The 14894-nt window shown below is 47.7% G+C and carries 14 protein-coding genes and 1 pseudogene; 3 read left to right on the top strand and 12 right to left on the bottom strand.

The genetic code is table 11. The features are described from left to right. The first annotated feature begins 85 nt into the window (after window positions 1–85). Window positions 86–2047, top strand: a complete 1962-nt coding sequence (locus tag CJP46_RS16915; protein WP_256992385.1) for a DUF4832 domain-containing protein — start codon at window positions 86–88, stop codon at window positions 2045–2047. 198 nt (window positions 2048–2245) lie between these two features. Here CJP46_RS16915 and CJP46_RS16910 read toward each other — a convergent pair whose 3' ends face one another. From CJP46_RS16910 to CJP46_RS16865, 10 genes and pseudogenes are all read right to left on the bottom strand, one after another. Continuing rightward, the gene (locus tag CJP46_RS16910) at window positions 2246–2542 is read right to left on the bottom strand and encodes a putative quinol monooxygenase (RefSeq protein WP_094596746.1); all 297 of its coding nucleotides are present in this window, start codon (window positions 2540–2542) and stop codon (window positions 2246–2248) included. A 39-nt stretch (window positions 2543–2581) separates the two neighbouring features. Then, a complete protein-coding gene (locus CJP46_RS16905; protein WP_094596745.1) occupies window positions 2582–3010 on the bottom strand; it encodes a MarR family winged helix-turn-helix transcriptional regulator in 429 nt (142 codons plus the stop codon). Between the two features lie 130 nt (window positions 3011–3140). After that, window positions 3141–3785 (bottom strand): nitroreductase family protein, encoded by a 645-nt coding sequence (locus tag CJP46_RS16900; protein WP_256992384.1) that lies wholly within the window; start codon window positions 3783–3785, stop codon window positions 3141–3143. A 163-nt stretch (window positions 3786–3948) separates the two neighbouring features. Further along, on the bottom strand, window positions 3949–4833 hold the full coding sequence (locus CJP46_RS16895; protein WP_094596743.1) for a YwqG family protein: 885 nt from the start codon (window positions 4831–4833) through the stop codon (window positions 3949–3951). Between the two features lie 85 nt (window positions 4834–4918). Then, window positions 4919–5512 (bottom strand): GNAT family N-acetyltransferase, encoded by a 594-nt coding sequence (locus tag CJP46_RS16890; protein ID WP_094596742.1) that lies wholly within the window; start codon window positions 5510–5512, stop codon window positions 4919–4921. 7 nt (window positions 5513–5519) lie between these two features. Next, entirely contained in the window at window positions 5520–6128 is a 609-nt protein-coding gene (locus tag CJP46_RS16885) for a TetR/AcrR family transcriptional regulator (RefSeq protein WP_094596741.1), read from the bottom strand. Between the two features lie 303 nt (window positions 6129–6431). Next, the gene (locus tag CJP46_RS16880; protein ID WP_094596740.1) at window positions 6432–8687 is read right to left on the bottom strand and encodes an ATP-binding cassette domain-containing protein; all 2256 of its coding nucleotides are present in this window, start codon (window positions 8685–8687) and stop codon (window positions 6432–6434) included. Window positions 8688–8952: 265 nt separating this feature from the next. Then, window positions 8953–9102, bottom strand: a pseudogene (locus tag CJP46_RS16875) (SRPBCC family protein); the annotation flags it as partial. Between the two features lie 48 nt (window positions 9103–9150). Beyond that, the gene (locus CJP46_RS16870; protein WP_094596739.1) at window positions 9151–10335 is read right to left on the bottom strand and encodes a stalk domain-containing protein; all 1185 of its coding nucleotides are present in this window, start codon (window positions 10333–10335) and stop codon (window positions 9151–9153) included. 137 nt (window positions 10336–10472) lie between these two features. Continuing rightward, window positions 10473–11453 carry an aldo/keto reductase gene (locus CJP46_RS16865; protein WP_094596738.1) on the bottom strand — a complete coding sequence of 327 codons (981 nt, stop codon included), beginning with the start codon at window positions 11451–11453 and terminating at the stop codon, window positions 10473–10475. Window positions 11454–11735: 282 nt separating this feature from the next. On the opposite strand from CJP46_RS16865, the gene CJP46_RS16860 reads away from it, so the two are divergent. Next, the gene (locus tag CJP46_RS16860; protein WP_094596737.1) at window positions 11736–12284 is read left to right on the top strand and encodes a TetR/AcrR family transcriptional regulator; all 549 of its coding nucleotides are present in this window, start codon (window positions 11736–11738) and stop codon (window positions 12282–12284) included. A 65-nt stretch (window positions 12285–12349) separates the two neighbouring features. On the opposite strand, the gene comA is transcribed toward CJP46_RS16860, so the two are convergent. Together comA and CJP46_RS16850 are read right to left on the bottom strand one after the other, a co-directional pair. Beyond that, window positions 12350–13216 carry a phosphosulfolactate synthase gene (gene comA / locus CJP46_RS16855; RefSeq protein ID WP_094596736.1) on the bottom strand — a complete coding sequence of 289 codons (867 nt, stop codon included), beginning with the start codon at window positions 13214–13216 and terminating at the stop codon, window positions 12350–12352. 200 nt (window positions 13217–13416) lie between these two features. Further along, a complete protein-coding gene (locus CJP46_RS16850; RefSeq protein WP_094596735.1) occupies window positions 13417–14055 on the bottom strand; it encodes a nitroreductase family protein in 639 nt (212 codons plus the stop codon). A gap of 130 nt (window positions 14056–14185) precedes the next feature. Between CJP46_RS16850 and CJP46_RS16845 the strand changes: the two genes are divergently transcribed. Further along, window positions 14186–14536: a helix-turn-helix domain-containing protein gene (locus tag CJP46_RS16845; protein ID WP_094596734.1), complete on the top strand. Its 351-nt coding sequence runs from the start codon at window positions 14186–14188 to the stop codon at window positions 14534–14536. Window positions 14537–14894 lie beyond the last annotated feature (358 nt).

Genomic DNA, 14894 nt, shown 5'->3' with positions numbered 1-14894 from the left:
AGGTTTACAATGAATTCTGACTTGCAGCTTTATGACACCAATAAATTCTGTGAGGAGGTTTGACGTGAAAAGACGGGGTATTAGAATGAAATTTACGTTTACTGTTTTTGTAATGGCGGCCATGATCTTTACTTTGATCCCTTTTCCCCTCTCCGTTTCGAATGCTGCAGCGGCTTCCATCATTGTTGATGGAGATGCGAGCGATTGGGATGGGGTACCGGCCATGGCTACGAATTCGGGGACAGCTAAAGTATTGAAGGTTACTCACGATGACAGGAATCTCTATCTGCTCGTTCAGGGCTCTGGCCTTAGCACCACCATGGGGAGCTTCTGGCTGAATACGGACGGGAACGCTTCTACCGGATATCATGCCTCTGGATGGGGAGCGACAGGAATTGAATGGCTCCTCGAAAATAATGCTCTGTATCGTTATTCAGGCAATGGAAGCACTTGGAATTGGTCTTCATCTTCGTCTCTTCCTCCCTCTCAATTTGTTCGTTCATCTTCCGTGATCGAAGCATCCATTCCGCTCTCTACGCTCGGACTCACGATTGGCAGCAGAGTGAACATAGGTTATCTGGATCATAACTCGGATGTAAATCGCCTGCCGGCGCAGAACCAATCGCTACCCGACTATACGCTCAACGATAACCCCCCCGGAGGCAGCATGATCGAATTCTACCCGACCGAGGTGGGTAACCCGCTCAATAACCCGTTTAAGGGCTGGGCGCCTTCAGCGAAATCTACAAACTATCCTCAAGACCACCGTCTCGTTTATGCTGGCGTCACCTGGAAGGAACTCGAGCCAACAAAGGGCAACTATGATTTCAGTGCAATTGAAGCAGCCAATCATTTCAGCTATTGGCAGAGTCATGGAGTCAAGGTGGTGCTGCGCTTTATTTTGGACAATCCTTCCGGTGTATCTCACAGGGATATTCCTGATTGGCTATATAATGACATGGTCAGTCAAGGACAAACGCCGGGCAAGGCCTACCAAGATCAAACCGGAGGTATGGGCGCTGGCAACAATACGGGCTTCTCTCCGAATTACGGCTCCGAATATTTGATCGCCAGGCACAAACTTGCGATCGAGGCGATAGCCAATCATTACAACACGCCTGACAGCCCGATCGCTTTTGTACAAATCGGTTCGCTGGGCCATTGGGCGGAATTCCACACTTGGCCCTATGAAGGACCGAATGGGGAAACTAACTATACCGGCGAGTTCCCTAAGAACGAAATATCCAATCGGTACATTCAGCACTACATTGATGCGTTTGCCGCTCAGGAGGATCATACGCAGCTAATGATCAGACGGAGCGTGGAATTGGCCAAAAATAATAACAAAGGTTTGATTCTGGGAATGTATAATGACGTATTCGGAGATCAGCCGAGCTTCGACTCCGAATGGGGATGGTATACAGGCACGCAGAACGGTTATTGGGATGATATCGGCCAGCAGCAGCCAAACCACGCCAACTTCTGGGACACCCGAGTCTCTGGCGGCGAATTTTACGGTGGTGACTACGGATTGAATGCTGCACTTACGACAGGCAGCGGCTTTAATGAGACGCTTCGCCAAACCGAGCTCAGCAAGCCGAGCTGGCTTGGACCGAATTCTCCAGCTTCCTTGGCGCTCGGCAATCCTTTGCAAGGCAATATGGATAAACTTAAGAAACGGATGGGCTATCACTTTGTCGTGAAAAAGGCCGCATATCCGCAGCAAAATAGCGGAAACAAGCTGGATGTCACCATCACTGTGGAGAATAAGGGGGTTCAACACTTCCCGTTTAACTGGCCTGTCGAATTTCAGCTGCGCAGCGCAGGGAATATCGTGGCACGTCAATCCACACCCGCAGATTTGAGAACCTGGAGGACCGGATTGCATACCGTCTCAGGCTCGATTTCTACGAACACATTGCCATGCGGAACTTATGAGCTAACCATAGCGATTCTAAATCCGGCAACGAAACAGCCGGCCGTTGATTTTGCGAATATCGGCAGGCTTTCCGATGGAGCTTATAAGATCGGTACGTGGACAAAATAATAACAGCTAGGAAGAGATCAAGACTCCCTTTGACTCTTCGCCAGTTGTTCGTATACCGATCAGCAGATTGCCACCGACTACTGATGACGATGGCAATCTGCTGCTTCAAATCGCGGCAACAATAGCAAAGAGACAGATAAACGAAAAATCCCCAACCTCCACATCAGGGAGATTAGGGATTGATTCACTTAGCTTGCGTTATACCTGCACAGGCTCGCCTTGAAAAACTTTCAATTCCATAGGAGAAGCCAGCAGCGTTTTGGCTTTCAGTACGAATGTCTGGAAATGTTCGCTGCTGTTATGCGCTTGAACGGCTCCAAAATCCTTCCAAATCTCCACCATGGTATAAAGGTGTTCTTGTTCCACGGATTTGAACAATTCATAGCTGATATTACCCTCTTCCGCTCTGGTGGCGGCAAGCAGGCTCTCAGCTTCCTTCGAGAATCGTTCCTCTTGCTCCGGCAAGATGTCAAGCTTGGCATGGACAATGATCATGATGTGTTCTTCCTTCCTTGATGTTTTGTATAGTGCGTATCAGTATTGGCTTATATTTTGTTGCAATCGGGTAAGCATATCCTTTAAAACTGTCAGTTCCTCATCGTTAAAATCTTTCAGCATCTGGTTCACAAAACCGATCTTTTCTTTCTTGTATCCGTCGATCCGTTGAAGGCCCTCTTCGGTAAGCTGAACAAATGTTTCCCGGTTATCCGAAGGGTTTCTCCGCCTTGTGACCATTCCGTCCGCTTCAAGCTGCTTCAGATGGCGCGTAATTGCCGAAGCATCGATGTGTACAGCCTTCTGCAAGTGGGACTGGGTCATTTCTTCCACCCCGTACAATTCGTATAATATATCGAATCGTGAAGAACTTATACCCGCGCATCGTTCGAATTTGGGACTGAGTTGGTTGTTCAGGCCGTTCAGGAGCTGCAGGATCTGTTCCTGGTCCGAAAATGTGCATTTCATGAATTGACCTCCCCGCACGCCTATAATGTTAGCATTCCGTTGGCGGCATCAATCGTTGAGCTATCAATTAATATAATGCAAAAAAACCTGTATTGCAAACAGATGCCTATGGATAAGACGTTCCCGTTGGTTATTTCCAGAACGTTATCCGTTCCGCCGGAAGCCGGTAAGAGGCATGTCCTTCGCTGGCCGCTTTGCCGATTGAGATCAGCATTACGGGAACATACCGATCTTGATCGAGTCCAAAGGCTTCGGCAATTTGGTCCTTCTCAAAGCCTCCGATCGGATTCGTATCATATCCATGAGCCCGCGCCACCAACATCAGCTGCATGGAAACCAGCCCGGCGTCCAGGATAACGTTATTCTTCATAACCTCCGGCGAATAATCGCTGAATATTTTCCGGAAGGCGTTCAGCTGCATCTCTTTTACCTCTTGCGGCATGTAGCCGAGCTCGACTGCTTTGCCATAAATTTCTTCGGCGTAGTCGAAACTGTTCATATCCGTAAACACAGCGATGACGGCGGAAGAAGTCTTGACTTGGTTATGATTGAATCTTGCCAGCGGCAGCAGCGTTTCTTTGCCCTGCTCGCTGTCGATGACGACAAAACGCCAGGGCTGCAAATTAACGGAGGAAGGCGCCTTCGTGGCCTGGTCGATCATTTCGGTCATCTCTTCTCTGCTGATTTTTACAGAGGAATCGTATATTTTAATGGAACGCCGTCCGTATACAATGTCGTTGAAATCGTTGGTTTTCTGATTGCTGTAAGTAATCAAATGGATCTCTCCCCTCGATGTTTGATCAGTCAATATTTGATACATCAATCATTGATGGGTCCATCATAATCCAACACCCGAATAATTGCAACCCCTTTGATGCTTGGAAGTTCTTGCTTATACCACCTTTTCCATGCTTTCCTTCTACTCTAACCGCTGCATCCTAGCTCGAGTAAAGGGAGCAGTATGTACGATTAAAATTGCCTGCCAGCATATCTTCCTTCCGGATGAAAAACTGCAGTTCTCCGGCATCCCACCAGCAAAATCCCACATCATCGTCCGATCCCAGTGCCAACAGCAATAGTGTATCCCGGATTTCCTGCTGGGCTTGATCCGAATCGCCGTTCAGGTGCTGGGTGATCTGCTTCATCGCTTCCGCTTCGGAATAGTTGTATTTTTCTCCGGTCAACAGCTTCAGTGCCGCTTCGTATTCGCAATCGCCATGCTGGGTTTCGGGATAGCCGAACAGCATCGCCACGTCACTGGAGTTGTATCCGGTTAACTCGAAGCAAAGTTCCTCGTATTGCTCGTAATCATGCTCATCATCCTCCACCAGCTCGTAATCCACATAGCCGTAATTAGGCGGCTCCATAGTGGATCTGGCCGACACCCGGTAACCAGTGAATGTGTCTTCGATCGCCGTCGCTTTCGGAGCAGGCCGCCGCCTCGCATCTTTCAATGGCTCCTCCTGCAAATAGAGCACTTTATGCTCAATATCATAAGCCGGTTCATCTACTCCTAAGAAAAAATAAAGCGCGCCGTTTGCCGGAAGCAGAGAAGCTTCGTCATGATCCACCAGTTCACGCAGCCTCAGCTGGGCCAGGAACGTCATAGGAGTCCCTTTCGAATCAAAAGGCCATTCCACATCAGCCGGGAGATCCGGATCCCCGCCGATGCGGGAACATCCGGCCGCCCTGTAATCTTCTACGCCGTTCTTGCTCAATCGAATGCCTTGGCGCACGGTATCCATTAGATAATCCAATGCATGTTCGAATTGCTGTTCATGGACGATTTGCTTCAGTTTATTTTCGTTATTCTTACTTATCATAAATTTCACCTTCTCTTTGCTATGATGGTACTTCTTTAATGATCCCTATAAATTGTTGAACGCAAGAAAGTTGATATGAAGCCGGTTATTTTGTATACCTCAAGGATACCATGTGATGGATCCCGATTTTCTTTGCCCGTTTATTTGGTATTTGCCTGCGTTTATATTCTTCAAATCCTAATTTAGTATAGAGTTTCAAGGCTGGAATATTGGTATCGGCGACTTCTTCAATCAAGTAAACTTGATATGGTGTTTGCTCAATAATACAACGGATCAATTGAGAAGCAATACCTTGTCCCCTGAATTGGGAAGCTGTTCCTACAAATTCGATGGAGCCTACACCAGGTGAAGGATTAACGAAAGGAGCTTCAAATTCTTTTTTTAGGAAAATACCAGCCATACTGCCTTTATAAAAACCTAAATGTTTGCGAAGCTCTTTGTTATCAAGCTTAACCGAAAGTGATTTTCCATTCGTGCATGCGGCCATTCCAATGACTTGTCGATCGGATACAGCCACGTAAAATTGATCCAGATTGAACATATGCGCGAATGCCGCTGCAATTTTTTTTGAATCCTTGGAGAAAAATCCGAGCCACTGCGTGAAACCCTCTGCGAATGTTTCAGATATACCTTGCCGCACATCAAACTCAGCTTGATCCGCTCTGACGACAGTGATCATGGCAGGGTCACTCCTTTTCCTTAAATAGAAATGCTGTGAGGACTGACGGTGACGGCATGGTAAAATTGCTCTTTAGCAGCACCCTCATCTCGGCCAATCCTTGGATCGATGCGTATAAATAGATTGCCATCTCATGCGCATCACCCGAGCGGAATTCTCCAGTCTGTTGGCCTTTGCGAATGAGCTCAGCCGTAGCATCAAGCAGTCTGGCATTGATTTTGAGGACTTCGTCATGTTGATTGGCGGCTGTACCTGAGCCTAATAGCGATTGTTTGATCAGAATCAGCAGATTAGCCAGTTCTTCTCCATTCATAAAGTCGTTGTAGACTTCATCTACAAACTGTACAATGACCTTTTTAGGGGATTGATCGGTTTCAAATGCAGCAATATTGCGGTTCAATCCTTCAACTGAATAAGCCACCAAATCGCGAAACAAATGTTCCTTCGTTCTGTAGTGCCGGTACAGTAACCCGATGCTAATGCCGGCCGCGTCCGCGATATTCTGAACATTAGTCGAACCAAATCCTTGATGGACAAATAACCGCATCGCCGCAGAATGTATTTTCTCTCTGGTTGCCTTCCTCATTTCTTCATACTGCTCCTTGGTACGTGGCAAAACGAACGGCTCCTTTTTAATTGAGTGAGTTTTTACTCATTATAAAATAATGGAGTTGGAATAACAACGCTCATTTTCATTCAGCGTACTAGTAACACCTCCCCCACGTAAAATGTTTCTAATTATGCGACGTCATGTGATAACTGTATGTATTCATTCTCGAGCGGTTAAGCGGAATGAATATCAAGGCCCAGAGTAATCGCTCCTATTTGCCGTTTATCGGGATCATAAATAAGCCGCGGTTTACGCGGCTTCGTCAGAAGAGATGATTGGTTTTTCACGTCCAATATTATAAGTGGAGGGTTATCTCAAGTATTTTCCCGTGATCGACTGCTCCGCATGGACGATGTCTTGGGGTGTGCCCTCGAACACCACTTGTCCACCCTTGCTGCCTCCATCCGGTCCCATATCGATAATCCAGTCCGCTTGGCTGATGACTTCTAAATTGTGCTCGATGACGATCACCGTATTGCCGGCGTCCACGAGGCGGTTCATAATCTCCAGTAGGTGACCGATATCCGACATATGCAGACCGGTCGTCGGCTCGTCCATGACATAAATGCTGCCTTTCTTGTGCAGCTCGCTAGCCAGTTTGATGCGCTGGCATTCTCCGCCAGAGAGCGTGCTGAGCGGCTGGCCGAGCGTAATGTAGTTCAGGCCTACATCGCTCATCGCCTGGAGCTTGCGCACAACCTCTTTGATCTGGAAAAATTCCAAAGCCTGCTCTACCGTCATCTCCAGCACTTCGGCTATGGACTTGCCATTCAGCTTGTATTCGAGCACCTCTTCCTTAAATCGTTTCCCACCGCAGACTTCGCATGGCAGCTTCACGCTTTCGAAGAACGAAAGGTCCAAGTACACCACGCCCAGCCCTTGGCAATTCTCGCAAGCTCCCTTGGAGTTAAAGCTGAATAAGCCTGGACTCACTTTGTTCGCGGAAGCAAACGCCTTACGTACATCATCCAGTATGCCCGTATAGGTCGCGGGATTCGAGCGTGTCGACACGCCGATCGCCGATTGGTCAATGACGATAGCATCAGGATGCTGGCTGAGGAATACGTCGTTAATCAGGGTGCTTTTACCAGAGCCGGCGACGCCGGTCACAACATTCAGCACTCCGGTTGGAATGTCGACGTTGACGTCCTGCAGATTATGCAGCTTGGCATTCCGGATGGGCAGCTTGCCGGATGGCTGCCTGCAGTCCTGCTTCAGCCCGAGCTGGCGCATCATATAGTTTCCCGTCAACGTGCCGGACTCTAGCAGACCCGGGTAGCTTCCTTCATAGACGATGTTTCCTCCGCGGCTGCCGGCATGGGGACCGACGTCGACGATATGATCCGCTACTTTGATGACATCGGGATCATGCTCGACCACGAGCACGGTGTTGCCTTTGTCACGCAGCTTCTGGAGCAGTTCGTTTAACCGGTGTACATCGCGGGGGTGAAGGCCTACGCTAGGCTCATCGAAGATGTATGTGACATCCACCAGGCTCCCGTTCAGATGCTTTACCATTTTGACACGCTGCGACTCGCCGCCGGATAATGTATCCGTCTCACGGTCCAGCGTCAAGTAGTCGAGGCCGATATCCACCATATGCTGCAGCCGCTCCATCAGCGAATTGACCATCGGAGCCGCTGCTGCATCGCCAATCTCCCGGATAACGCGGATGAGATGTCCGACTTCCATGGAAGACAGCTCCGCAATGTTGTGTCCATTAATTCTGCAGCCCAGCGCGGCTTGACTTAGTCTAGCACCGTGACAACTGGAGCATGGCCCCTCAGTGATGAACGGAGCAACCGTTTGCTGCGTGCGTTCGGACTTCGTCTTCACGTCCTGTTTGATATATTTGTTGGTGAATTTCTCGATAACGCCTTCTACGGTAATATTCGTTGCTTTTCCGGCGAAATCCATCTTCACTTTCCTTGCCTTGCTATACAGCAGCTGATCCAGTTCTTCATCCGAATAGTCGCTGAGCTTCTTATCCGTATCAAAGGAACCCGACTGAACTAGCATGTTCCATTCCCATGCGCCCACCGTATAGCCCGGCAGCATGATTGCTCCTTCCTGGAGCGACTTGGACTTGTCGACCGCTTTCCTCATATCGACAGCGAGGCTGCGACCGATCCCGTTACACTCGAGGCACATACCTTGCGGGTCGTTAAACGAGAACATGTTCGCTCCTCCGACATAGGGCTGGCCCACCCTTGAGAAGAGCATCCGGAGGATGGGAGAAATATCGGTAATGGTGCCCATCGTGGAATGGGATCCTCCGCCCAGCCGCTTCTGATCGACAATGACAGCCATGCTCAGGTTTTCGATCGCGTCCGCATCTGGCTGCGGATATTTGGGCAGGAACGTACGCACGAACATGCTGAAATTTTCATTCAGCAGTCGTGTAGATTCTGCGGCAATCGTATCGAAGACGATCGATGACTTGCCGGATCCGGATACTCCGGTGAATATCGAAATCTTCCGTTTGGGAATTTGCAAGGACACGTTCTTGAGATTGTTTTCCCTCGCAGCCGAGATAACGATATACTCCTGATTCGATTCGCTCATGGCTAACATCCTTCCGTTCGTGTTCATTTCACTTGTTACATTCGTATTGTACCATTCATTGTCATAGGAAGTGCACCATTCATGTCCAAAGCAAGTCGGACAGAAGAAAACTTTGCAGATAGCAAGCTCCAACTGTCCTTAGGTAAAATCGGAAGTAGACATTACCTGCCGCAAACGACATGCAGCCGGTTTATGTTGATCGCATCAGGCAGGTAACCCCAATCATCCTAGCCTTATGAAAGATGATACTTAGCATGCAATGAGGTTAATGCCCCAACACCTTTTCAAGCTCGCCGACCCAATTGCTCCAGTCATACTTAGCGCCTTCGAGTCCTTCATTATTAGAAAATCCGGATTGTTCGAGATGAAGGTTCACCTTTCCATCTTCCAACTCTTGCAGCGTCAAGGTGACCGTTTGATGAAGTGAGATCCAACGTAAAAAGCCGTTGGATGCCACCGCCCCCTATTCTACTTCGACTACGAATTCAGCCCATTGTGTCATCCATGGCCCGGATTCTACGGAAGAAATATAGGCAGAACTGAGCACTCTGATCAAATAGCTGCCCTTCTCGCTTATTGTGAACGAACCTGTGAATGCTTGGTCCTTAAGGGGCAGCTCAATGCTGTTAACCTCTTCATAATTTTGATAACTGTCCTCATCCGACGGTTGATACCGCTCGACGCTCAAGGTCAGCTTATCATACAGATCGTTATGCTGCAGGATATCTCCAGACACATCAATCTTTTGATTCGGTTTTACCTGGATATAACCCCGGATCGGGCTGGTGAAGGCGATGTTCCCTTTCCCCTCACCGACGATCGAGACCGGCAGCGAAGCAGGATCTGTTACTTTCCTCTTCACTGTGACTATCTTGCTGCCTGCCGAGTTGGCAGTGAGCATCACGGGGTTAGGACCGGGGCGCAATTTCACTGTAAACTGAATACGGTTATACAACCGTCCATCCATGGAAATATCCTTTTGTGTAAGCTTGCCTGTGTAACCGCCCCAACCGTCGCTTCCGGATGAAACCATGTACTGCGGAGTATACATATCCTTCTGATACAGCATGGTAAACGTCGTACTGGCTTGGTCCGTCTCCCATTCCGGATTCAGCACCTCTATAACCTTATCGCTCCAGTTCCAACGGACTGTATCTTTCACGGCCGAGACCGCCATTCCTAACCAGGACAACGCCCGAATCGGTATATATGCCTTTCCCGAAGAAATGAACGGTGCCGGAATTTTCTCACCGACTGGTTTTCCGTCCGGAAGGTATACATCCTCTGAGCCGATCCGGAAAGTTAGATGACCAAACTTAGGCAGCAGCTCAGGATGGATCGCGACTTGTACTTCCCGTTTTTCGTCATTCCAGGTAACGGTGTCCGCTGCCCCGGACTGCCGAAGGGTGCGGAGAGGAACGTATACACGGCCGTCTTTTCGTATGGGCCTATCCACAGTTGTGGCCTTGCCGTCAAGTATTGCCTCTTTCCCTTGAAGATCAAATTTCATCTCATGCTTGATTCTGTACATTTTCGCTACATCGCCCTTCGGCTCCGTCATAGATGCGGAAGCGGAATCTGCGAGGGCACCTGCTCCGATACTAAGGGCCGCGGTCGTTGATATGATCAAGCACAACCATTTCTTCATGTTCTTCCATCCCTTCTCGAGAAAATTCTCCTTATATTTACTTAACGGGACGGAATAGTAACTAGTTGGATATCGGCCAAAATTCGGTCATCCACGCAAGAAAGGCAGCCCAACAAGTGAGCTGCCTTTTCGTCTGTTTACTGCGCTCCTACGACCGGATGCGGAACATACGGTTCTTCCAGGAAAGCAATCTCTTCCGGAGTTAATTTTACCGATAGCGCACCTACAGCGTCTTCGAGCTGTTTAATCTTTGTGGCCCCGATGATTGGAGCAGCTACCGATTCTTTTTGCAGCAGCCATGCAAGCGCGATATGGATACGGGGTACGTCGCGATTCTCTGCAACGGAAGCCACTCGCTCAACGACCAAACGGTCAACATCAGCCGTCGAATCGTACTTTGATTTTTGGACTTGGTCGGTTTCAGATCGATGCGTCGTTTCCGACCAATCGCGAATCAATCTTCCCGATGCTAGTGGACTGTAAGGTGTCACTGCAATTTTTTGATCCATACACAGCGGCATCATCTCCCGTTCCTCTTCGCGATAAATGAGATTCAGGTGATTTTGCATGGAGACAAAACGAGACCAGCCATGTTTCTCCGCCGCATAAAGCGCCTTCTGAAATTGCCACGCATACATGGCAGAAGCACCGATATATCTGGCTTTTCCAGACTTCACCACATCATGCAGGGCTTCCATGGTTTCTTCAATGGGCGTGTTGTAATCCCAGCGGTGGATGATGTAGAGATCTACATAATCGGTCCCTAATCTCATCAAGCTTTTATCGATTTCACTCATAATCGCCTTCCGGGAAAGTCCCCCACCGTTAGGTCCTTGATGCATGCGTCCCCAGACCTTGGTAGCGAGGACGATTTCATCCCGATTCGCATAATCTTTTAACGCGCGTCCGACGATCTCTTCACTGGTTCCGCCTGCATAAATGTTTGCCGTATCAAAAAAGTTGATACCGAGTTCAAGCGCTCTTTTTATGATCGGGCGACTTCGCTCCTCATCAAGGACCCATTGATGCCCTCCGGGCTGCACGTCGCCGAAGCTCATACAACCAAGGCAGATCCGCGAGACATCCATACCTGTATTTCCGAATTTCATATATTCCATGACTCAGACCTCCATTTCAAAATGTTATGTAAGTGCATCATCATCGACTTCCATTATAATTCCAATGATCAGACATGCAATTGTTAAATACGTAGGATTCGTATAATACTGAACGAAATGATGGATATTGTTCATTATTTTAAATAAACGCCGTATTTCTGATGGTTTCAAGTATATTGATGACATAATGAACGCCTGTATATAATTATATTGGAGTATAAAATATGAACCGCAATCATGATCGTATTTGTTGAATGCACAGAGAAAGCTCGGTGAGCCACGATGCCTAAAGTCGATCGAAGAATCCTTAAAACAGAGGAAGCATTAAAAACAGCAGTCATTGAACTCATGGCTGAGAAAAACTTTGACGATATTACCATCCAGGAACTGGCGTACCATGCCAATGTCAGCCGCGGAACGATCTACCTGCATTACATGGATAAATACGATTTGCTGGATAAACTGATGGAAACCCATATTCACGAACTTCGGGAAAGATGCGAAGCATCAGCAGACTTGGATTTTGTGACGGGATTCGTCATCTGGACGGATTATTTTGATCGGAATTACGCATTTTTCTCCACGATGCTGGCAAGTAAAGGAGCACCCTTTTTCCGCAGTAGATTCATAAAATTTCTGATTGAAGAGTTCCAAGATGAAGTGGATAATACCAGGGGCAAGAACGAAGGGCTGCATAAGGATCTTGCCGTTCAATTTTTGGCCTCTTCCTACGCCGCCGTAGTCGAATGGTGGTTTACAAACGAAAAACCCGTACCCCACCAAGTGTTAGCGGAACAGTTGGGAGCCTTGCTGGAAAGAATATGTGATTAGGAAAGAAAAAAGCCACCTCTGGAAGGTGACTTTACAAGCCGCGAATTACGCTGCAATAAGGATCATTAAATCATATAACAAAATTCATCCGACGGTTTCTCCCTGACGCCAAATTCAAACGTGTCCTGGCGGAGTCCGCGCCGGAGCGTCTCCAGTGCCAGCACTTCCGTTGAGGCGATATTTCCCAGGTGAACATTGGAGCCGAATTTGCGCAGGAGCATCGCCTGCTGATTTTTAAGGGGCGCCTCCCAAATCAGTTTTCGGATATCCGGAACGAATTTGAGGATGTCATCCAAAACATCTTCCCTGCATTCCCCGTGTTTGTCAAAAATGCCGACGCTGACCCCTGACTCGCGGGCCTCGACCGTTACATATTCGGCGCCTGCGGCCAAATCCAATTCCACCGTATCTGCAAGAATAGCCGCATCAATCAAGGAACCGGACAGCTTCTTACCATACTCCGTAAAGACCCGAAGTCCGCGTTTCTTTCCTTCCCGGATCAGCTCCGTGCGTTTGTGGCGGGACAGCTCGATCGTACCGTCGGATACTTCCAGCGCATTAAAGCCAAGATTGCACACCGCGTCAAAAAACGCAGGTACGATATTTTGCTGAACGGCCATTTCCAGCAAGGTGCCGCCTGTCATCACCGATATGCCGCGCTGTTTGGCCAGGTCGATCTTATACAGAAGCATATCCGTTTTATACAGCGGGGCCGTTCCAAAACCAAATTTGATGCAGTCGATGTATGCTGAGGCGGTTTCGATCATGTCTGCGAACGCATTTCTGCCGAGGCCTTTATCGATGACCATCGTCATCCCGCGGTCTGCATCCCGAGAGGCGGCTCCGTTTTTCGTTTCCCTGTCGGAATCGTCGCGGGACCCGCTTGGGTCGCATAACTCCCTGGGCCACACCGCACGCATGGAGTTGTTCATGTTGGATCTCCCTCAATTCATTTTGATTTGTCGTTTGTATCCCATGACATGCATATCTTATGCAGATGACTTATGACACGTGCCCAGCGAGATGGGGCTGATCGATCCCTAACGCATGCTTGCCAATCTAACAAGTATATATTTACAAAAAGAAACCCATAGCCCGGGCTTATTGAAACTTCCGGACTATGGGCATCATATTATTTCCAAAAAGTAATCTTGTCTGCACTTAATCGAACGGATTCATAACCTTCCTCATCCGCTTTGCCGATAGCAAGAATCATTACCGGAGTATATCTTTCCGGGTCTAATCCGAAAGCGGCTGCGATTTGATCGGTCTCAAATCCACCCATTGGATTGGTATCATAGCCATGAGCTCTGGCTGTCAACATTAACTGCATGGCGAGCAATCCACTATCCACTTTTACGATGTCATTTACAACTTCTTTTGGGAGTGTAGGATAGATCGTTTGAATGCTTTCCAATTGCCGATCCCGGACTTCTGGCGGCATTTTTCCTTGTTCAACAGCAGTGTTGAAAATCTCTTCCGCATACTCATAAGATTTCATGTCACCAAAGATCAGCAGCATGGCGGAAGATGTGTCATTTTGCCGTGTATTGAATCGAACCAAAGGCCGCAATGTATTTTTCCCTTCTTCACTTTCAACGACAACGATGCGCCAAGGCTGCAAATTGGCTGAAGATGGGGCGGTTGCAGCTTCTTCAATGATTTCTTGAAGTTCTTCTCTGGATATTTTAACCGTTGGGTCATAAGCGCGAATCGAACGGCGGCCTTTCATGATATGGGTGAAATCATTGTTTTTAAACGTACTGATCATATGGATATCTCTCCTCTTTTTTTATGAGTCTTCTGATAACTCAATTGACCCTTTGAAGTCCATTCGTTATCATGAGGAAAGCATAAACTATGAACTATAGTTCATAGCAAGAAAGGATTTTGTGGCTCCGATGAAAATTAGCGACGTTTCCAAAAAGGTGGATTTGCCGATATCAACCATACGGTACTATGAAAAAAAGGGGATCATTCCCGAGACATATATGTTAAGAGATGAACATAACTACCGGATTTATGATGAAAGAATAGTCAGTTATATTAAGAGTCTAAAAACAATACTTTCAGCTGGATTTTCAATTCATGAGATCAAAAATATCCTTTCCAGTAAAGAAATTCCGAGAGAAAAGCAAATCGAAATCGTCGAGGAGAAAATTAATGAAATTGAGGAACTGCAGAAAAAATTAGCTGACTCAAAACATTTTCTTCAAGACTCCATAAATTCGGCTGAGGACTGTACCTGGTAACAAACCACCAAGTTCCCGCATACCACAATGAACTCCGATGGACTTAGAAGCTTCTCCCCTCTCTTTTTACAGCGTTAAACAGCCCGACTTCATATTCCTTACCATCGTTCCTACATTCTCACTGTCAACCGGCATGCTCCTTTTCAAAGAGTAAACTACCTCTCTTATCACCTCCTTATACCATCACCATAATTCGAACCTGAACTAAAGATTTATAGAAGGGAAGCCCATGGCTTCTCTTTGAATTGTCCGATTTCGACGGTTTCGGTTCAATCGAATGGGCTCCACAACAGCGGAAATAAATTTTACGGATGTTTTACAATTGAACATTTTACAAAACTCACGTTTAGCCAATTCA

This window comes from Paenibacillus sp. XY044, from assembly GCF_002257645.1.
In the GTDB taxonomy this organism is placed as follows: Bacteria; Bacillota; Bacilli; order Paenibacillales; family Paenibacillaceae; genus Paenibacillus_AQ.
The sequence above is the reverse complement of the archived record's forward strand: the minus strand, read 5'-3'. Positions and strand labels throughout refer to the sequence as shown.

Coding starts and splice junctions, on each gene's coding strand:
- CJP46_RS16870 (WP_094596739.1), bottom strand. CDS start 10,335: ATGAAGAAATGGTTGTGCTTGATCATATCAACGACCGCGGCCCTTAGT.
- CJP46_RS16880 (WP_094596740.1), bottom strand. CDS start 8,687: ATGAGCGAATCGAATCAGGAGTATATCGTTATCTCGGCTGCGAGGGAA.
- CJP46_RS16915 (WP_256992385.1), top strand. CDS start 86: ATGAAATTTACGTTTACTGTTTTTGTAATGGCGGCCATGATCTTTACT.
- CJP46_RS16910 (WP_094596746.1), bottom strand. CDS start 2,542: ATGATCATTGTCCATGCCAAGCTTGACATCTTGCCGGAGCAAGAGGAA.
- CJP46_RS16905 (WP_094596745.1), bottom strand. CDS start 3,010: ATGAAATGCACATTTTCGGACCAGGAACAGATCCTGCAGCTCCTGAAC.
- CJP46_RS16845 (WP_094596734.1), top strand. CDS start 14,186: ATGAAAATTAGCGACGTTTCCAAAAAGGTGGATTTGCCGATATCAACC.
- comA (WP_094596736.1), bottom strand. CDS start 13,216: ATGAACAACTCCATGCGTGCGGTGTGGCCCAGGGAGTTATGCGACCCA.
- CJP46_RS16890 (WP_094596742.1), bottom strand. CDS start 5,512: ATGATCACTGTCGTCAGAGCGGATCAAGCTGAGTTTGATGTGCGGCAA.
- CJP46_RS16865 (WP_094596738.1), bottom strand. CDS start 11,453: ATGGAATATATGAAATTCGGAAATACAGGTATGGATGTCTCGCGGATC.
- CJP46_RS16895 (WP_094596743.1), bottom strand. CDS start 4,833: ATGATAAGTAAGAATAACGAAAATAAACTGAAGCAAATCGTCCATGAA.
- CJP46_RS16860 (WP_094596737.1), top strand. CDS start 11,736: ATGCCTAAAGTCGATCGAAGAATCCTTAAAACAGAGGAAGCATTAAAA.
- CJP46_RS16850 (WP_094596735.1), bottom strand. CDS start 14,055: ATGATCAGTACGTTTAAAAACAATGATTTCACCCATATCATGAAAGGC.